This window comes from Paenibacillus sp. FSL R10-2778 (assembly GCF_038593035.1).
GTDB classification, from domain to species: Bacteria; Bacillota; Bacilli; order Paenibacillales; family Paenibacillaceae; genus Paenibacillus_AQ; species Paenibacillus_AQ odorifer.
In genome coordinates this window covers 2,527,904-2,547,790 of record NZ_CP151956.1, presented here as the reverse complement: position 1 = coordinate 2,547,790, position 19,887 = coordinate 2,527,904, and the positions used below count along the sequence as shown (strand labels likewise).

Annotated in this window: 13 protein-coding genes; 2 read left to right on the top strand and 11 right to left on the bottom strand. The window is 43.4% G+C overall.

Annotated elements, in window-relative coordinates:
• Positions 1 to 16: 16 nt before the first annotated feature.
• Positions 17 to 586, top strand: coding sequence for a YdeI/OmpD-associated family protein (locus NST40_RS11070; RefSeq protein WP_076277443.1), 570 nt, complete (start codon positions 17 to 19; stop codon positions 584 to 586).
• 150 nt (positions 587 to 736) lie between these two features.
• Here NST40_RS11070 and NST40_RS11065 read toward each other — a convergent pair whose 3' ends face one another.
• From NST40_RS11065 to uvrA, 3 genes are all read right to left on the bottom strand, one after another.
• Positions 737 to 928 (bottom strand): hypothetical protein, encoded by a 192-nt coding sequence (locus NST40_RS11065; protein ID WP_342410672.1) that lies wholly within the window; start codon positions 926 to 928, stop codon positions 737 to 739.
• A 175-nt stretch (positions 929 to 1,103) separates the two neighbouring features.
• Entirely contained in the window at positions 1,104 to 1,274 is a 171-nt protein-coding gene (locus tag NST40_RS11060) for a hypothetical protein (protein WP_342410671.1), read from the bottom strand.
• Positions 1,275 to 1,857: 583 nt separating this feature from the next.
• Positions 1,858 to 4,362 (bottom strand): excinuclease ABC subunit UvrA, encoded by a 2,505-nt coding sequence (gene uvrA / locus NST40_RS11055; protein ID WP_076277445.1) that lies wholly within the window; start codon positions 4,360 to 4,362, stop codon positions 1,858 to 1,860.
• Between the two features lie 257 nt (positions 4,363 to 4,619).
• Between uvrA and NST40_RS11050 the strand changes: the two genes are divergently transcribed.
• Positions 4,620 to 5,057 (top strand): MarR family transcriptional regulator, encoded by a 438-nt coding sequence (locus NST40_RS11050; RefSeq protein WP_076277474.1) that lies wholly within the window; start codon positions 4,620 to 4,622, stop codon positions 5,055 to 5,057.
• 70 nt (positions 5,058 to 5,127) lie between these two features.
• Here NST40_RS11050 and NST40_RS11045 read toward each other — a convergent pair whose 3' ends face one another.
• The 8 genes from NST40_RS11045 to NST40_RS11010 all read right to left on the bottom strand — a co-directional run bounded on the left by NST40_RS11045 (position 5,128) and on the right by NST40_RS11010 (position 19,659).
• Complete coding sequence (locus NST40_RS11045; RefSeq protein WP_342410670.1) at positions 5,128 to 7,881, bottom strand: alpha-mannosidase; 2,754 nt, start codon at positions 7,879 to 7,881, stop codon at positions 5,128 to 5,130.
• A 45-nt stretch (positions 7,882 to 7,926) separates the two neighbouring features.
• On the bottom strand, positions 7,927 to 11,079 hold the full coding sequence (locus NST40_RS11040) for a beta-galactosidase (protein ID WP_076277446.1): 3,153 nt from the start codon (positions 11,077 to 11,079) through the stop codon (positions 7,927 to 7,929).
• Positions 11,076 to 12,395, bottom strand: a complete 1,320-nt coding sequence (locus NST40_RS11035; RefSeq protein WP_076277447.1) for a glycoside hydrolase family 125 protein — start codon at positions 12,393 to 12,395, stop codon at positions 11,076 to 11,078. Before NST40_RS11035 ends, NST40_RS11040 begins: the two co-directional genes overlap by 4 nt.
• 121 nt (positions 12,396 to 12,516) lie before the next feature.
• Positions 12,517 to 14,034 (bottom strand): ABC transporter substrate-binding protein, encoded by a 1,518-nt coding sequence (locus NST40_RS11030; protein ID WP_342410669.1) that lies wholly within the window; start codon positions 14,032 to 14,034, stop codon positions 12,517 to 12,519.
• Between the two features lie 85 nt (positions 14,035 to 14,119).
• The gene (locus tag NST40_RS11025; RefSeq protein WP_038569957.1) at positions 14,120 to 15,043 is read right to left on the bottom strand and encodes a carbohydrate ABC transporter permease; all 924 of its coding nucleotides are present in this window, start codon (positions 15,041 to 15,043) and stop codon (positions 14,120 to 14,122) included.
• An 18-nt stretch (positions 15,044 to 15,061) separates the two neighbouring features.
• The gene (locus NST40_RS11020) at positions 15,062 to 15,991 is read right to left on the bottom strand and encodes an ABC transporter permease subunit (RefSeq protein WP_076129998.1); all 930 of its coding nucleotides are present in this window, start codon (positions 15,989 to 15,991) and stop codon (positions 15,062 to 15,064) included.
• Positions 15,992 to 16,271: 280 nt separating this feature from the next.
• Positions 16,272 to 17,846 (bottom strand): response regulator transcription factor, encoded by a 1,575-nt coding sequence (locus NST40_RS11015; RefSeq protein ID WP_076195203.1) that lies wholly within the window; start codon positions 17,844 to 17,846, stop codon positions 16,272 to 16,274.
• Positions 17,821 to 19,659: a sensor histidine kinase gene (locus tag NST40_RS11010; RefSeq protein ID WP_179087034.1), complete on the bottom strand. Its 1,839-nt coding sequence runs from the start codon at positions 19,657 to 19,659 to the stop codon at positions 17,821 to 17,823. Before NST40_RS11010 ends, NST40_RS11015 begins: the two co-directional genes overlap by 26 nt.
• Between the last annotated feature and the right edge of the window lie 228 nt (positions 19,660 to 19,887).

Below are 19,887 nucleotides of genomic sequence, written 5' to 3'. Positions count from 1 at the left end.
AAATTGTATTTTAATTATGGAGATTAAAAATCTAATTACAGTAAAAACGAGAGAAGATTTAAGAGTTTGGCTGCAGGAGAATTCTAAGACTGAAAAATCTTGTTGGGTTCTCGTTAGTATGACGTCAAACCCAGAAACGTTGCTATATTTGGACGTAGTTGAGGAATGTTTGTGTTTTGGATGGATCGATGGAGTGAAAAAGAAAATTTCGGAAACGGAGCTGGCGCAAAGACTCTCTCCCCGAAGCAAAAGAAGCTCTTGGACTGAATTGAATAAAGAGCGTGTCCGCCGCCTCGAAAAGCTGGGGTTAATGAGTGCTGAAGGAAAACGGGTACTTCCTGATATGAACCCTGATTCTTTTATAGTAGATAAGATTATAGAGCAAAGGCTAAAAGAGGACAGTCAAGTATATGAGAATTTCACAGCCTTTCCAGCCCTTTATAAAAGAGTTCGGATCGACACGATCCAAAGCAATAAACATCAGCCAGATTTATTTAAGATTAAATTAGACAAATTCATAGCAAACACTAAAGAAAATAAAATGTACGGGCAATGGCATGATAATGGACGTCTGCTAGATTATTAAGCTGCGCTAGATGCATGATCTCCTGCTGAGGCTTTCGGACTCCAATGACGCTATTTACTAATTTATCGCCTTTTCTGCAACTCATCGGACTCCAGCGCAGCTATTCCTTAGAAATGGGCTCTTATACGGTGATTTTTCCGCCATTAGGAGCTATGCGGTCCGATAATACTCCAAATGGCGGATTTTCCTGCATTTAAGGTCCGCTGAGTCCGATACCGCCGAAGTATGATCATTCGCTCTACTTCTGAGTCCAATACGCCGAAGAATGATCATTCGCTGATCTGCTGAATCCGATACCACCGAAGTATGATCATTTGCTGGATCTACTGCTACTGCTACCATGATCTCCTACTGAGGCTTTCGGACTCCAATGACGCTATTTACTAATTTATCGCCTTTTCAGCAATCCATCGGACCCCAGTGCAGCTATTCCTTAGAAACTGGCTCTTATAAGGCGTTTTTTTGGCCAATAGGAGCTATGCGGTCCGATAATACTCCAAATGGCGGATTTTCCTGCTTATAAGGTCTGCTGAGTCCGATACCGCTGAAGCATAGTCTTTCGCTGGACTCCTGAGTCCGATACCGCCGAAGCATAGTCTTTCGCTGGGTCTACCGCTACTACTACTACTACTACTACTACTACTACTACTACTACTACTACTACTACTGCTACTGCTACTGCTACCATGATCTCCTGCTGAGGCTTTCGGACTCCAATGACGCTATTTACTAATTTATCGCCTTTTCAGCAACTCATCGGACTCCAGCGCAGCTATTTCTTAGAATCAGGCTCTTATACGGTGATTTATCCGCCATTAGGAGCTATGCGGTCCGATAATACTCCAATTGGCGGATTTTCCTGCTTATAACGTCTGCTGAGTCCGATACGCCGAAGAATGATCATTCGCTGGTCTGCTGAGTCCGATACGCCGAAGTATGGTCATTCGCTGGTCTGCTGAGTCCGAAACCGCCGAAGCATAGTCTTTCGCTGTCTGATGCTACCGTATCCTAATCATCTGCGGATCAAACACCATCGACTCTTGATCATCTGCTAATCCTACAGTGCTACATACGTGTAAATTCATCTGTTAATCCTAATGTGCTACGTACGTATAATTCATCTCTTATTCCGAAAGTGCTAAGTACGCGCGAATGAGATTGGTTCAGACGTTCAGACGAAGTTTAGAGTTGAGAGCAGAGGTTTGCTTTAAGTTCAAAAAAAGAGAGGTGCCCCAGCCATTTTCATGGCTTTGGGCACCTCTTTTATTAAGTTACAGCCCTTCAGCCAGAATCCGTTTCAGGAACATCCCTGTGTAGGATTCCCGCACTTCAGCAACCTGCTCCGGTGTACCTTCAGCTACAAGCTTACCGCCCACAACGCCACCTTCAGGGCCAATGTCAATCACCCAGTCGGACTCCCGAATCAGCTCTAAGCTGTGCTCCACAACTACGACAGTATTTCCCGTATCAACCAATTTGCTCAATAAGGTATGGAGCTGCTTGATGTCTGACGGATGAAGGCCTGTTGTTGGTTCGTCAAGCAGATATAGCGTATGGTTTTTGGAAGGTTTGCTCAGCTCTTTAGCCAGTCTAATCCGTTGCCCTTCACCACCGGATAAGGTTTTGACAGATTGTCCCCATTTAAGGTAACCGAGACCCACCTCACACAATGTCTCGATAATCCCCGCCATTTTGGCTTCCGACTTAAGAATCGGCAAGCTTTCCTGTACGGACATGTCCAGCAGATCCGAGATGGAATATCCATCATATTTCATCTGGAGAACCTCATCCGTAAATCTTCTCCCCTTGCATGCGTGGCATTTAACCTCCAGATCGGGTAAGAAATTCATGTCTACAGTCAGCACCCCAAGACCCTGACAGGTTTCGCAGCGTCCACCCGGTGTGTTGAAGGAAAAATGCTTGGAAGTCAGTTTTCTTTTTTTCGCCTCCGGCAATGCAGCAAACAGCTGGCGCAGATGTGTGAATACATCTGTATATGTCGCTACATTAGAACGCAACATTCTACCCATGGGCGATTGGTCAAAGATCACTATATTTCCAACCTGATCTAAGCCCGCAATCTCCGCACAGCCTATTTGCTCATGTTCTTTCGCACTGCCTTGCGCAAGAATATCAAAGACTAGTGTCGACTTGCCTGAACCCGAAACCCCAGTTACAGAAACTAGACAATCTAGAGGAAATGAAACCTCCGGGATATCAATATTCCGGTACTGTGCCTGTCGGATGGTGATTTGTTTTCCGTCACCTTTCCGGCGAACGTATGCAGCAGTCTTATTACGCTCTTCTCTAAGATAGGCTCCCGTAACAGAAGTCTCGCTTGCCATCAAATCCTCAATGCTGCCCTCGCCAACAACTTGCCCTCCGTCCAGACCAGCACCCGGACCCATATCAATAATATGATCGGCAGCGCGCATCATCTCAATATCATGCTCGATAACGAGCACCGTATTACCCAAATCGCGCAGCTCCTGAAGCACACGAATGAGGCCAACAGTATCCCGCGGATGAAGCCCGGTCGTCGGTTCATCTAGAATGTATAACACTCCAGTCAGACCTGACCCCAGCAATGAGGCAAGGCGCAGCCGCTGTGCCTCTCCACCAGAGAGGGAGACCGTCTGACGGTTCATGGAAAGATAACCAAGACCAACATCGATAATCCGTTTTAGTCGGGTAGGCATATCGTGAAGGATGGGTTCAAGCAGATGAAGTCCCTCGGTTGGCAAAGCCGCCTCCAAGCCTTTAGTCCACTCGTAAACATCGCTTAATGGCCAATCCGATACCTCCGTAATCGATGCGCCAGCTACCCGAACGAGACGAACTTCTTTTTTTAGGCGAGCGCCAAGGCATTCTGGGCATTGCTGCTCATGAAAAAATCCGCCGTCTTTTTCCTGTGTACCAGCTTCTCCTTCCTTCTCCTTGTATCGCCTCCACAAACCAGGAATGACGCCTTCAAATTTGGTGCCTTGAATCGGCTTAACATTGGGAAAATGGCGCTTAAACGCCTCACTTTCCACTCCGTAATATAACAAGTCGCGCTGAATTTCGCCGTAATCTTTTAAGGGCTGATCCGGATCAAACTCAAAGCCAAAATGCTTGCCAGCAGCCACTAATATACGCATCTGTATATCACGATGAACACCATTCAGCGAGGCCACCCCACCCTCACGCATACTAAGCGCTGGATTAAACACCGCCGCTTCATTTATAGTTGCCACAGATCCAACACCACCGCAGGCTTCACAAGCTCCCTCCGGCTTATTAAAAGAAAAGTGGGACATGCCCAGCTTCTCAAGCTCAGCTCCGCAATGCGGACAACCCATCGTTTGACCATGCATTTCCTCGTCTTCCTCGATCAGCAATCCCCTCGCTTCAAAAGAAGGTGGAATGCTGCCACTACAGGAAGGGCAAACCCGCTCGCCTAATCTGGAAAAGATAAACCGGACAAACGTATAGATGTCGGTGACTGTCCCAACTGTCGAGCGGGGATTACGATTGGTGACATGTTGTCCAACACTAATGGACGGAGACAGTCCAATAATAGACTCCACCTTTGGTTTGCTGATCGTATCTGACGTCATGCCCATGGAATCCAAATACTGTCTTTGGCATTCCCGCTGAAGTGTATCCATAGCTAACGTCGATTTCCCTGATCCCGAAGGTCCTGTCAGGACAACTAGCTTATACTTAGGAATCGTGAGCGAGACATTTTTCAGATTATTCTCTCTTGCACCTTTAATAACAATAGTCTCTTTCACATCTATTCCCCTCTCAACTCAACCTACTGGTTCGTAGTTATATCTTCTATCCATATGGTTCCCCAAAGCTGTTGGATTGCAATTATTTTGCAAAACATTTCTAATTTCGATAGAATGTATTTGATAAATCACAAAATTTTCGAATAACTTTATAATCTAATATCTTGACTATCAAGATATAATTATTTTAAAAGGAGCGTTATCTTTTGTCAAGCCACGAACAACCTACACCAGAGCAGGAACAATTCACCTTGCTTATGCGCAGTTTGGGAAACCGAACGGTATTGTACCAACAAAATGTAGCCGCCTCACTTGGGTTATACAATAATGATTTCTTATCTATAGATATTCTACGGGAGAAAGGTCCTATCACTGCTGGAGAACTGTCTAAATTAACCGGTCTGACCACAGGCAGTGTTACGGCATTAATAGACCGGCTCGAAAAAAATGGCTATGTCCGCAGACAAAATGACCCGAATGACCGCCGTAAAGTGATTATTGTGCCATTATATGAGAATAAAGATGATGTCATTAATACGTACCAACCGCTCCATACCGCCATGGTTAAGCTCGCAGCTTCTTATACGGATGAAGAGCTCGCCCTTATTTCGCAGTTTTTAGGCCAAGCAAGTGCAGTTCTGGAAGAGCAGATTGATCATCTTGGATCCACTGCGCGCGGCAAATCTTCTTCCTAAGATACGTATTTATACAAAAAAGGACGATATCCAAAAGTCATACGACTCTCTGGACACCGTCCTTTTTCATTTATTTTCTAATACCAATCGTTACAATTTCGCATGGACCGATCAGTAAGTCAAAGCTACCTTTCTCATCCCTAGAAACTGGGTGGCTCTCCTCTTCTAGAATCGTCGTTTTATAGAAATACTGCTGTGGAATAGACGAATGGAAGGCCAGGTTGGTGTTCTGCTGACTCATGTTGTACCAACGCATCAGTATATCTCCAGTCTGCTCGTTCATTTTTAGTGAAGAAAATGCGAGTTCCTTACTCTCCCAATCGAATGGAGTATACACCGGCGCAACCACACCTGCATGTACATCTGTCTGACATACAATCCACGGAACCTGGAATTGGTAAGCTTCAGCATAAGCACCAGAAGTTATACCCTCACCTGTGTGCGGGATAAGCTCCATACGAACAACTTGCTCTCCCAGACACTGCGCTTCTGGAGTTGGGAATAGCCCCCAGTCACCAAGTTCGCCAACAGAACGTAGCAGCGTAATCGCAATAGTGTTACGCCCATCTCGCAGCACTTCATATTCATTTAATCCAAAATTAGCGACGGTTAGACCCGCTTTCCCATCACTAATATCAACAAAGGCTTGCTGATGTTGCGTGTTACTCGGATTCTTCCATTCTGTGGCTGGTTCAATATTCCGCTCAGCAACCTCGAACATCGAATCTACACGATGCGTGGCAGCGTTCAAATCTGTTGGAAACAGTATACGAATCCGGTGATCTTTGGCCTGGTTATCTATTGTCGTTTCGATATGCAATCCCTTTCCGCCCCGCTCCAAGGTGATTACAGTACGAAGTTCCAGAATGACTGTGTCACTACTGCGCTGAGCTTTGCGCTCCGGATAGTAAACCAGTGCACGCTGCTCCTCATCCAGCTTATCATCTGCCGAGGCTGGAATCTCCCAGTTATGGTTAATTTCTATAGCGGCGCGAAACGATGTATTTTCCAGTACACAAATGTTAGCCTTCAGTCCTTTAGTCGTCAAAGCTTGTTCGGCCTCTGGCTGTTTGTACATATATTCATTGCCGATATCCCCGGTGTTTTCATATACGCCAAGATCGTTATAGGTCACTCCACTAGTTTTGTCACTTAGCATAAACGAACCATCATCATTAATGACTACCTTGATAACGTCATTTTCCAGCACCCGATCTCCATATAACAAAGATTCAGCGGCTATTGGCAGTTTTGCATCTGCTCGGCGAACCCAAGCATATGATCGAAGACCTAGCGCAGGAACTTCTACGGCTTCAAAGGTAAGTCTTACCCGGCGGCACATATACGGCTGACGGAACTTATCATCTGGCAAATCATAACCAAACTGAAGACCCAAGTCCTCCAGCTGGGAGGCAATGTTATTCCCTTGATCGTCTACTAACACACGACCGTGCAAGTCAATTCCAGTCATACGGCTAGCCGTTTCTTCCAGAGAGAATCCTTCTCGCAAATATAGACGCGCCACATCAAGTTCTACGCTCACAGTACCCGTGCGACTCCAACCCGTCATATTCATCGCTACTAATGGAAGCACGTCTTCACCATATGTGGTAAACCCGGACGTATCCACAGCTTCTGCAATCACTCGTTTACTATCCTCAACAATGGTCTCTGCCACATGACGGCTTTTGTCAAAACGGGTGACCATCTCACGGTGTACCTCATCCACGCTGCATCCACAAATACTATCATGCGGATGATTCTGCATTAATGTCTTCCATGCATAGGTGAACATATGATGGGGGTACTCTTTGCCCAGTAAATGTGCGAACGAAGCAAGTGGCTCGGCCAACTTTTCAAGCAAGATTTGCCCTTCCTGATTCCTCTGTTTCAAATAGACACGAGCAGACGCGGTATTCACTAACGTACCCCATCCATCGGTATGCTGGCTCCGCAGTTCGCCCTTTACAGTCGACAGATTGCTGCGATCCATTACACCCTCTACGGCCTTAAGGTAATCAGGAAAGTTCGAATGAATGAACTCCATATCTGGATACAACCGCTTCGCAGTTTCGATAGCCTCTGGCAAATCCAGTTGAGCCGGCTGATGATCACAACCATTCATGAACAGCAGCTCACCTGTAGAGGCAAACTTCCGCGCATCTGCCAGCTTTTTCTCCCAGAACACTTTGGCTTCTGCTTCATTTACAGGCACTTCGTTTCCGTTAGAATACCAATTGGCAAATAGGATGCCGAGCACTTTTGATCCATCAGGGCCCTCCCAAATCAGCTCCGAGAATGAGGATTCGTAACCTCCATCCGACACCGTATTATTGAATCCAGTGGGCTTCACACCTCTTCCAAAAAAGGCATTATTGATGCCGGATTGCAGCATTAATTGTGGAGTCTGGCCGACTAGACCAAAGGTGTCCGGAAAATAACCGATTTTGGAGGGTTCCCCGTAACGCTTCGAATCCTGATGGCCAATCTGCATATTACGAACATTGGCCTCCCCACTAGTAAGGAACGCATCCTGCAAAATATACCAAGGTCCTATTAGAAGGCGACCTTCCGTAATATATTTCTGTAGCCGCTCTTGATTTTCTGGACGTACCTGAAGATAATCTTCCAGAATAATCGTCTGTCCATCCAGATAGAAACTCTTAAATTCGTTATCCTCATCCAACCGGTTCAGTAATTCATCAACCAGTTTCACTAAGCGTACATGATGCTTCTCATAGGGAAGATACCATTCCCGGTCCCAGTGTGTATGGGAAATGATATGGGCTGTCTGAGGGCTAATAGATTGTTTTGAACTTTCCAAAGTGAAGACCTCCTTATATGCAATGCGTTCTATCTACCAAGATGCTTAATGTAGAAGATGTGGATAATTGACATGAATCTCGACTTCCTGCGGGCGATAAACACCAAGCAAATCTCCTTTACTATCCGTAGCAAAGAGAACAGAACGTTCCTGTTCCAACACGAACGAATAAGTTCGGCCAGTGGCTGAATCCTTCACCTCGATCTTTGCATCTTGGGCATATTCCGACACGAAGGTAAAAAGTGCACCCGTAGCAAAGCTCAGTTTTCGTCCGTAGATACCCGCTAAGTCCCCACCACTAATCCATTCAAAATCACGTTCCACAAAAGCAGCATTAACCGCGTAGCGGTAAAGTGCAGCCGTAGTATCCCTACGCTCACTCAATTCAACTGGCAGTGGACTCCATAGGAGTCGACCCTTGCCCAGCGGAAGGTTCACGACAGTGTCTATAGTAGAACTTCCACCATTTTTTTGAATGATCGTTTCCTTCGTCACCTCAGCTATCCGGCGGTGGCCGAAAGAGACAGGCAGTACTTGACCTTGAAGCATAAGCACTTCTTCGCGGCGCACATTACGCAATTCACGTTTGCCAAGAATATCACTCAACCGATCCGAAGAACGCCAGTAGGCATCAATGCCTAACGGTCCAGTGGCAAGCAATACCGCTCCTGTCTCTTCAACGATATGTAACAACCGTTCCATCGCTGCATCAGCGAAGTTATGCGCGCTTGGCAGTATAATCAGCTTCGCAGGGTTCTTCTCCAAATCATCTAGGTGGTATTCAGAAGCCCCCCGAAAAGACATCTTGAGCTCATAAGACAGAATGCGGGTAAGCTCTGTTGTAGACGCAAAAGCCAACTTTCGATTAGAGAAATCATTCGAATAAGGGAACACCACCGCAATCTCTTCCAATTTCCGATTACCAAATATATCACGGATACCTTCTATAAACTTCCCGAAATCATAAGATACGTCTGCCTCAGGCTTCTCGGTTCCATCCGCTCTCAGCGCTCCGATATGGGACTCATTCGCATTATCCATATAGAAATTCGTATTCCAGATCCAGTGAATAGCTCCCGCACCTGCCGTTCCAAAAGCGTAAGCATACTTACGTTCCAGCAAATTCCGCAGCTCTTGTTCTGAACGTTTGGCTCGGCCATCTGGAGTTTCTACATACATGACGCCAGTCTCCTGAATTAGGTTTGGCTTATTGGGGGTTTTGGCAAAAATGCCATCCCATATCAAATAGTCGTTAAACCACCAGGAGTGCACAGTAGTGTAATCTACCGCTTCCTCATAGAAAAACGGCGAAGGACGCTGCGCTCCTAGTCCCTCATCCTGGCCAACCGTAACCATCTGAGCTGGACATTGCTCCTTAATGGTATCGTATAATTGCTTCACCCAACGGTTATGCATTTCCATAGAGAACAAACAATAATCCAACCAGCGTGTCCCCCTCTTAGCACTGTGCATATCTTGTACGTCGAAGTTCATCTCTTTTGCTTCAGGCAGCCCTGCCGAAGCAAAGTCCGGAAGCTGTGCGGGCGTCATATTCCAGCGTTCCTGCAACACTTCGATTACACCATGTCTTTCTTGTAGCCATTCCCTAAAAGCTTGTCGCTCAAAGCGATCATGGCATGAACTCGGGCCGTCCGAGAAAATACGGTCCGGATCAAACATCGACGGTTCATTAATAAGATCCCAGTCTACATTCGAAGAATCTTTATGACGAGATACAATAGACCGAATGAACCGCTTCTGAGCTTCCACACTTTGTGGGTCCAGATAAGGATTCACCCCTCCCCACGTTTCCGGTGTGAAGGAGAAAAACGTGAAAGTCACCTGAAGATCATGCTTTTTCGCCGTCATGATGAAGGCGTCGATCGCCCGCAATACTTCTTCCGAGACATGTCCATCGTCTTGCATCACATTGCGATAAGCTGTCCAGATCCCTGTACGGATCCAGTTAATCCCGGCCTTCCGCATCTGGCCCATATCACGATCCCAAACTCCGGCGTTCGGCAGAAAAAGAAATTTCCGCGCCACATCACTCGCCATATAAGTCATGCCGACCACTGGTAGCGGACGCCCATCTTTTATAAAATAATCTCTGCCGCTCGTTACCGGATGGCCTGCTGCCAGCAGCTCAGGAGCATGACCCCAGAACCCTTGGCGCAGAATACGAACCTCACCATCACTGGCTTCTGCTTCACAGACAATATGGTAGAGGCCCCTACTTATCTCCAGAGGAATGGGCAGACGCACCATGTTTAGTTCAGCATTCGCCTTCATTTCCAAACTCTGAGACCACTTCAAAGAGGTATCTGATTCATGCTCTACATAAATTGTGAAATTCCATGTATCTTCATTTCGCATAGAAGGTCTCACTCTTTCAAGCTGCTGAATCTGAAGGGTTAGGGAAGCACGTTCTCCTGATTCATAAGACGCGTAATTGGGCTTAACCCACATTTCCGTAACACCCTTGCTGCAGAAACGCGCCCAATTGGATATCGCGGAAGGACCTTTTTGCTCCCAAAAAGAAGCTGTTGCAGGTGTATTTACGAACAGCCAGCGTGAACCTGCATATAAACCAATCGTATTCTCCCAAAGAACCACTGGGGCAGCGGTTTCTCGACCCTCGGACGTAATTCCCTTTAAGAGCGGGTAAATCCGTGTGCTCATCGGACCTGCCGAGCCCATTTGATGTGGTAAATCACTCGTCTTTGTCGTATGTGGCACGAGGTTCCATGTGTCTGCACTCGTTAGAAAAAGAGATTCTTGACCCTTAAGCAGAGGAATGACATCCAAGGCAAGCAATGAATGGTTGCGTGAGCATTCAACACGAAGTGCCTCATGAATATACAGCTCCTGATGATAGGAAGTCTGCTCCGCTTCGACATGCCATCGGCTATTTTCCCAACGAACAGGTTGTTTGAAGGGTGCGCCTCCAATGCTAATCAACCCGCCACCTCTTTGCAGGTATTCAAGAATGGCTATCCAGGCCGCTTTCGGGAAATAGGGTGCATGCAGATTGATGAAACAGCCGCCTTTCGTTTCGTGCAGCGTTTGTGCAAGCTGATTCTCATTTACAATAGATCCGAACTCACTCATGGATGTAATCGCATCGCTAGGAATGGGACTGGAAATTGGAAAATCAGAATCATAGAATATGATTACAGGTCTGCTCGAGCTGGTCATAGTAGTCCTTCCTTCATCGTTTTATAGACAAGTTGGGAGAACAGGCTATTGGACCAGGCGAACCATTTTCTAGTGAACGTATTCGGATCATCAACATGGAATCCCTCATGCATAAAGCCAGTATCCGCATCTGTAGCTTCTAACATCGCAAGCATCTCCAGCTTTTCTTCCTTAGTTGAAGCCGTCAAACCTTGCATCGATAATGCCATATGCCAGATGTAGTCTTTGGGAGTATGCGGACTACCGATTCCCTTCGCTGCGGTTCCTTCAAAATAAAAAGGATTCTCCTTGCTCAGAGCAAATCGTCTCGTATTCTGATAAATTTCATCCTCTGCGGTAACATAGCCGAGATAAGGAATCGACAGGAGTCCTGGTGTTCCCGCATCATCCATCAAGCAGTAGTTGCCATAACCATCGGTCTCGTAGGCGTAGATTGGACCGAATTTCGGATGACGATAAATACCATACAATTGAATTCCGTGATCAATCTCAGCTTCTAATGCTTTAAGCTGTTCCAGAAATTCAAGATCACGGAATACCCATTCAGCGAATTCCTGCATATGACGTAATGCAACAACAGCGAACATATTCCCCGGGATGTTGTAATGAAAGTGGCATGCATCATCACTCGAGCGGAATCCGGACCAGACCATACCCGTGTAATTAACAGGCATACCTAGACCGTTATTACGCAGTGTATCTTCAGGAATCCCATTGTTACGCGTAAAGCGGTATGGAGATAATTCACTATGGCGTTGTTCAGTTTTGAACAGGTTGAATATTTTGAACATTGCTGCCTTAAATCCGGCGTCGAATATATCAGCCTTTCCGGTTTCTTTCCAATAGGCATAAGCCAGACGCATGGAAAAACAAAGAGAATCGATCTCGAATTTACGCTCCCACACCCAGGGGGACATTTCCGTAATATCGCTAGTGCTCCAATGCCAATCATTCGCTGTCTCATTAAACGCATTGGCGTACGGATCGATATGAATATACTCGATATGACGTTTAATTAACCCGCCAATAATCCGCTGAAGATCGGGATCTTTTTTAGCAAAGGGCACGTAGTGCATAACCTGCTCCACAGAGTCTCGCAACCAAGAAGCTGGGATATCTCCTGTAATTACAAACGTTGTCCCATCATCCATAAGCTTAGTCGTTGTCTCAAGCGTATTGGGAAAACAGTTCTTAAAAAGCTGCAACAGCTTTGGCCGATGAGCTAACTTCTCCTCTGCTTCGTTCAATACTTCTTGAACCGCTTGAGGAAGCGGCAGCTTCGGCATAGAGATGGTGGGAAGTCGGAATTGTTCCATATTCTCACTCCTTCATAATAAATGGGGATAGATAGAGAGACGGGCAGCATAGCTGCCCGTCTCCACTAATCCTATTTGTGTTACCTTTAGTGATTAATCTTAGGCGTGTTACGTTCATAGCTTATTTCTTTGTCTGGTTCCACTCATCAAGTTGCTTTTGAACTTCTGCAATGACTTTATCAAGTCCAGCTTCTTTATATTTCTTCGCTGCTTTTGGCAGATATGTTTTAGGATCAACAGAACCTGTGTATAGCGCTGGCATAAATTCTTTAGTTACGTTGTTGATAGCCGCTACTTCTGTTTTTACAGGTGTAGGATCAAATGCAAAACCGAAGGTAGGGGCTTCTTTTGAAGAATCATTAAACTTCTTGAAAGCATCCCATTTATCAGCAGGGTCATCAGCATGCAGATAAGTCAGTAACATGTTCCCAAGTGTGAAGCCTGGCATTGCATAGCTATCTTGCATAGCTGGCAGATCTTCAATGACATTGTCAGAGATTTTCTTATAATGTGTTCCTTCAATACCATAGTTGAGCAAATTGCGTAAGTACTTATCTGTATTCAAAAGATTCAAGAACATCATCGCGCGCTCAGGATCACCTGAGGTTACGGAAATCGCGTGCATCGAACCTGCGGCGGACTGTGTATATACATAAGGCTCATGCATAGGCGAAGTTACAATTTCATAACCTGCTGAACGAGACCAACCTTTTTCTGCATAAGGCTGTGTAATTTCGCGATCGGCAAACCATTTACCGGTCTTAATGTTATCAATACCTTCAAGTGTTGCAACGTCTGGGCGTAAGTAACCTGCTGTGTAAAGTCTACGCATCGTATCTAACGATGTTGCAAGTTCAGGTGTCTCCAGAATATTAACAACCTTGCCATCTGTGGAATCCATATAGACCCCGATAGGTAGCTCATCACCTAGTACATAGTCAAATGGCATAAATGGTTTAAAGCCTTTAGGAACAGCTAGCGGTGTAATATCAGCCGGCTCGTTCTCTTTAATCGTTTTAAGAAGTGGCTCTAGATCATCCAATGTACGGATATTGGAAATGTCCATGTTGTATTTATCAACATATTTCTTATTGAAGCGCCATACCCATTGCTGTCCAAGCTCCTTATTTACAGGAACACCATAGATCTCACCTTTAATCTTAGTTCCTTCTAAGAAACGAGGGTCCAAAACTTCTTTCGTTTCCTTACCATACTTATCTAACAGATCATTCAGACCCAGGAAAGTACCATTAGCTGCGTTACGGCGGAAATCATTTGTCCAAGAAGAGGTAAAGGCAATATCATAAGGCTCACCAGAAGCGGTGATGACTTGCATCTTCTTATCGTAATCGCCCCAATCGAACATCGTAATGTTCAACGTCGCGTTAATTTTTTCTTGGGTATATTTATTAACTTCTTTTAAGACAAGATCCAAATCCTTTTGAGGTCCACCAATTAAATACATCTTCAACTCATATGGCTTTAATTCTGATGTGTTCCCTGCTGAATTCCCTGCTGCCGCTGAATTGTTTGTTTCTTTAGCAGCATTTGTATTATTATTCGAACCACATCCAGCTAGAAGGCCAGAAAAAAGCATTGTCCCTGCAAGAGCGAGTGTTAAGCCTTTTTTCATTTTCATTTCTATTTTCCCCCTTTAGATTAATGAACGCTTTATTTATATCGATTCCTGTCCTAGCGATTCGAATAAATACATCTTAGTAGTGTTACTCCTTTAAAGAGCCCACGGTTAAGCCTTGTACAAAATACTTTTGGAAGAACGGATACGCTAGTGCTATAGGCAAGGTCGCCAGTACAACCATCGCCATACGAACGGTTTCTGTTGGCAAGGTTGCAGCAATCTCAAAGCTTGATCCCATCTGCATACTGTTCTGAATGACAAACTCCATATTATTCTGAATTCGCATCAGCATCGCTTGGAGTGGAACAAGACTCGCATCATCTATATACAGCAGGGCATTAAACCAATCATTCCAATAGCCCAGCGTACAGAACAATCCAATCGTTGCAATCCCCGGTAAAGAGATTGGAAGTACAATTTGCAGGAAGGTCCGAAACTCACCAGACCCATCAATTTTGGCAGCCTCAATGAGTGCATCAGGTACGCTAGTCTGGAAGAAGGTCCGCATTACTAGAATAAAGAATGCATTCATCGCGATGGGCAATATCAAAGCCCATATCGTGTTGTACAAATGTAAAAACTGCGTAGCCACGATATAGTTGGGAACCATTCCGCCTGAGAATAACATCGTGAAGAAGGCGAAGAAGCTGAAATAATTACGATAGCGAAATGATCTTCGAGAGAGAACATACGCATAAGTTGTTATTAAAAATAAACTAATGAGCGTACCTAGTACAGTAACCATCAAAGTAACTCCAAAGGAACGAAGCAATTGATCACCTGTGTTAAAAACAAACTGATAAGCTGCTAAACTATATTTTTCGGGTAACAAGCTAAACCCATTTAGAGCAAGTACTTTCTCATCTGTAAAAGAAATGGCTATGACAAACAAGAACGGAAACACACAAGTAAAAGCGAAGATGCCAATTATAATATTGAGTACCACATTCCATAAAGGAGTAATGGCGTTGTTGTCAATTTCTTTTGGCTTACGTTTGAATACTGCCATAACGTCACTAACTCCTTTCTAGAATATCGCATTCTCTTTGCTGATCTTTTTCACAATAGAATTCGTTACAAGCACCATGATAAATCCAACAATCGATTGATATAGACCCGCTGCTGTACTCATCCCTAGATTACCTGTCGTACTCATGCTGCGATAAATATAAGTATCGATAACATTCGTTACGGAGTATAGAACACCTGAATCCCGAGGGATTTGATAGAATAAACCGAAGTCCGATCTAAAAATACCACCAATCGCTAAAATCGTTAGCGTTACCATTAAAGGTTTAAGCAAAGGAAGTGTAATAAACTTAATCTGCTGCCATTTGCTGGCCCCATCAATCATAGCTGCTTCATAGTAGGACTTGTCGATACCCGCTATAGCCGCTAAGTAAACAACACTTGAATAACCAATTGATTTCCAAATCCCCATGAAAATTAGGATATATGGCCAAAAGCGAGTATCCCCATACCAGGAAATAGGATCGCCTCCGAAGTAAACAACCACTTGATTCAATATTCCTTTATCTACACTCAGAAAGCTGAAGGTAAAGAAACTAATAATGACCCAAGAAAGGAAGTAAGGCATAAACATCGCCGTTTGATAAACTTTAGCCATCCGTTTGTTCACAAGTTCATTTAAGGTGATCGCAATACCCACCGCAAGAACTAAACCGAGAGAGATCAACGCCAAGTTATAAAGAATCGTATTTCTTGTAATGATATAGGCGTCCTCCGTCGAGAACAAAAAGTTGAAATTTTCAAGGCCAACCCACTTACTGTTTAAAACGCTTGCAAAGAATCCATCCCGATGAATCTTGAAATCCTTGAATGCAATTACTGTTCCAAACATCGGTAAGTAGCAAAAGATCAGGAACCATAATGTCCCTGGTAATACCATAAACCAGAGTACTTTATCCTTAATTAAACTTTTGAAAAATGCAGGCATTATTCCACATCCCCCTTCTCTCTATCCCCAAACAACCCCTATATATCCCTTCGATCTTTTTCCCTCGCCCCTTTAACTACCCTTAATTCTGCGCTATAAGAGCGGTTTCATAAAGTTGAAAAACTCCAGAATCAGATGTAAAAATTAAAGATCCACAGCAGAAGGGACATTTAAAAAGTCTATTTCCCCTTAAATTTGAGCAAAAAAAAGGAAACATTCTCGTTATCAACGTCCATGAAGCCCGTACTTGAACGTGATACTCAGGAACATTTCCTTTATTTTAGGATTTTGCTTTTTTGTACATATTCCGAAGCTCTGTCGGCGATACACCTACTGATTTTTTAAATTGGCGATAGAAATATGCTGGATCCGGATATCCTACTTCAGCTGCAATTTCGTTGGTTAGTAACGTAGTTTGAAGCAGCAATTGTCTTGCCTTTTCAATTCGAAATTGATTAACATAATCAGAGAAACTACGGCCCATTTCCTTCTGAAATAGCTGGCCCAAATAATTAGGATGCATTTCCATTCGCTGACTGAGCGTTTTCAGGGATAGCTCTTCTCTATAGTGTTTGCTTACTTGATCAACCATATATCTCATATTCGGACTGAGCTCATCATTTACTAATGATAATTGGTCCAGTGTTTCTTTCACACTTTCCTGCACATGGTGCACCAATTGCTCAATAGTATGTATGCGCAGCAATGGATTAAACACGGCACTAAAATTAGAGTTTTTCTCCATTTTCTTAGCAATCAACATTAACTCAATCGCTACGTTGTAATTATCAATGCGGGTAATCATGCCACAGCCAAACAGCTTTTCGAACGTTTCTGCGATAAATTGGTTCGTAGCCTCCCGGTCTCCAGATAATAATAATTTGGTGAATTCCTCATAATCAATTTCGAGCTTCTCCTCATGCAGAACCATCTTTGATAGTTGTTCCACATCTATAATCGGGTAACCCGGTAGCATAAGATGATCAACATATAAACTCTTCGCCTTTTTATAACTATTTGGGACTTCCTGAAAAGCATGCTCCTTACTTCCTATCGTTATCCAGACAGACTTTTCTAACTCATGCATAATCTCACATTGCACTTGCTCCAGTACACAATAAAGCTCTTCTTTGTTCTCAGCTTCAGCCCGCTCAGCAATAATAAGAACAAGATCACCTTCCATATCTATAAATACAATAACGGTTCCAAGTTGCTCTAATGACTTCACAGCGATACGATAACATTCATCCATAAGCTGATTCCTATGGAGTTTATCCTGGCCCTCATCGTCATCCTGTTCGGTGATAAGCCGAATCGCAGCCACCGTAAAAAATGAACAGTCCAGTGAGATATTTAAGACTTTTGAACGGTGCTGTAGCTCCTGCCGGCCTATATTGCCAGTTACCCAGCGGTTTAGAATATTATTGCGTAGAACTTGCCAATCCTCTTTAGCATGAAATTGTTCAACATCCTCTTGATTCAGCACTTCAACAATTTGTTCAATGGTTGATTCCAACTCATGTATATTAATGGGTTTGAGAATATAATTTTCAATGCCTAGACTCATTCCAGCTTTTAAATACTCAAATTGCTCATACCCGCTCAAGATTATAAACCTCATTTTTGAATCAAAAACCTTTATTTGCTGAATCAGTTCAAGTCCCGTAAGTTTTGGCATCGTAATATCAGTAATTAATATGTCGATCCCTTCATTATGATTGCGTAGAAATTCTAAAGCTTCTTCCCCATTAGACGCTTGTCCCGCGATTCTCAATCCATATTTTTCCCATTCAATCACTGAACGTAATCCTTCAAGAATAAGAGGTTCATCATCCACGATAAGTATATTGTGCATTATTAGTACTCTCCCTTACTACTGGTATATTCATGATGACTATTGTTCCTTTATTTACTTCACTAGCGATCGTTAAACCATATTCAGTCCCATAATAAAGTTTAATTCGTTCATTCACATTACATAGGCCTACCGAAGAAGGAGGTTCATCCATTCTCATACTGACTTGAAGCATTTGCTGTAGCTCTGTCAGCTTGCTGGCAGTAATTCCATTCCCATTATCACTTATAGCAATTAGAATTTCCCCGCCAGATTCAGTAACTTCAATACGGATGAGATTGCCAAAACGGTCAGGTCTAAATCCGTGAACAATATAATTTTCAATGACCGGTTGGATGAGCAATTTAACGATAGAACAATTCATGGCAACTGGACTTATTTGTGATATGATTTGGAGCCTATCTTTATGTCTAATCTGAAACAGCTCCAGATACAAATTGCAGTATTCAATCTCATCAGATATTGTAACGACCATGCTTTTCTTAATCATCGTTCGAAATAATGTCGATAAAATGTAAATCATCTGACCTACATCCTTCGCTCCTTGCGTAATTGCCCGCATCCTAATCGCCTCAAGTGTGTTATATAAAAAGTGTGGATTAATCTGCGATTGAAGTGCAACTAGCTCTGCATTTTTCTGCGTAAGCTCCGAAATGTACACTTTATTAATATAGAGTTCTAACCTTTCACACATATAGTTAAAGTTGTTGGCAATTAGCTGCAATTCATCTTCTCGATTTAGGTGAATACGTGTGCTTAAATCACCTTCCTGTAAGCGCTTCATAGATTTGATAATGATCTTCACTTTTTTAGAAAAACGTAAAATAATTCCGTATGTAAAAGACATTGCAGTAATAATAAGCGCTGTGGTAATCCCGATAATCCAAGTTCGAACCGTTTTCATTTCGTTGTTGACCTGTGACTTCTGAATGATCCCTGCCATAATAAGACCTGAGCTATTCGTTGTATTTAAGTTAACCTTGGAGATCCCATCCAGTGTTGTCCAACCATCCGCATGAAGCGCATCGAGATGTGGATATCGCTGTCCCATATACCTTCCCAATGAATCATATATAACGTCACCGCTTGGGGTTAAGACCAACAATTGACCATTATTTTCTGCAACTTTTGTGCCAAGCCATTTTGAAATAAGTTCTGCGTCAAAATCTACTATGAGCATCCCGATCGTTTTCAGTGTAATCGGATCTTTAATTTCCCTAGTCATTGTATACAAATTGTTATTGTCTTCTCTTATTTCCTTAAGCACTAATTTGGTTTCATGCGAGACCCAGCCATTCTTCGGTAAGGATAACTTTTGCTTAGAACCGTCCATGTCGCTCAAGTAGAATTGCCGGGTATTATTTTTATATAAATAATAAAATTCTTTCTCTGTACTGTATAAAATAACGTCATAAATCCCGTTTTTCTGATTCAAATAGGTTTTGAAATAAGTATCGAACGTATGAGGAACGGAGCTCCCTATGTCTGCATATTGATCTAAACGGTATTTAAGATAATCCCCATAATCATTTTGCAAAAAGTAGGACAAATCCTCACTAACAGAGGCATCGCTATAAATTTGCTGGATGGCTACCTGGATGCTTTCGTACTGCTGATTCATATACAAACTTACATAATCCAGCACCTCCCGATTGGCATCTACATGTTGGCGAGTGATCGTCTGTTCATAGTATTTATATACGGTAATGGATGAGGCAATTAACGTAATTATGATGATCGAAGAGTATATAGCTAAAATTTTATTGAACAGTTTTTTCTGCAAATGGTTTTGATAAAATTTCTTTACATTCAACAAAGCCACCTTCTTTCTGAATATCACCTTTAGGATTAGAAGCTTAACATCACACTTCTTTTTCTGCAATGGAAGCGCATGCATTTTTTAATTTATATATTCTAGCGCTCCAACTTTTCTCTCCACCAAGAGTTTACAACTCACACAAAATCGTCTATAGTTGATTTCTACCCCCCAAACAAACCTATAATAACCCAAATAGATCTTAATTTCCTCGTCCCCCATCAA

Excerpts from the sequence above, each read along its gene's own strand:
- NST40_RS11015 (WP_076195203.1), bottom strand. The coding sequence starts at position 17,846 with ATGCACAATATACTTATCGTGGATGATGAACCTCTTATTCTTGAAGGA.
- NST40_RS11030 (WP_342410669.1), bottom strand. The coding sequence starts at position 14,034 with ATGAAAATGAAAAAAGGCTTAACACTCGCTCTTGCAGGGACAATGCTT.
- NST40_RS11050 (WP_076277474.1), top strand. The coding sequence starts at position 4,620 with ATGCGCAGTTTGGGAAACCGAACGGTATTGTACCAACAAAATGTAGCC.
- NST40_RS11060 (WP_342410671.1), bottom strand. The coding sequence starts at position 1,274 with ATGGTAGCAGTAGCAGTAGCAGTAGTAGTAGTAGTAGTAGTAGTAGTA.
- NST40_RS11040 (WP_076277446.1), bottom strand. The coding sequence starts at position 11,079 with ATGACCAGCTCGAGCAGACCTGTAATCATATTCTATGATTCTGATTTT.
- NST40_RS11065 (WP_342410672.1), bottom strand. The coding sequence starts at position 928 with ATGGTAGCAGTAGCAGTAGATCCAGCAAATGATCATACTTCGGTGGTA.
- NST40_RS11070 (WP_076277443.1), top strand. The coding sequence starts at position 17 with ATGGAGATTAAAAATCTAATTACAGTAAAAACGAGAGAAGATTTAAGA.
- NST40_RS11035 (WP_076277447.1), bottom strand. The coding sequence starts at position 12,395 with ATGGAACAATTCCGACTTCCCACCATCTCTATGCCGAAGCTGCCGCTT.
- NST40_RS11025 (WP_038569957.1), bottom strand. The coding sequence starts at position 15,043 with ATGGCAGTATTCAAACGTAAGCCAAAAGAAATTGACAACAACGCCATT.
- NST40_RS11020 (WP_076129998.1), bottom strand. The coding sequence starts at position 15,991 with ATGCCTGCATTTTTCAAAAGTTTAATTAAGGATAAAGTACTCTGGTTT.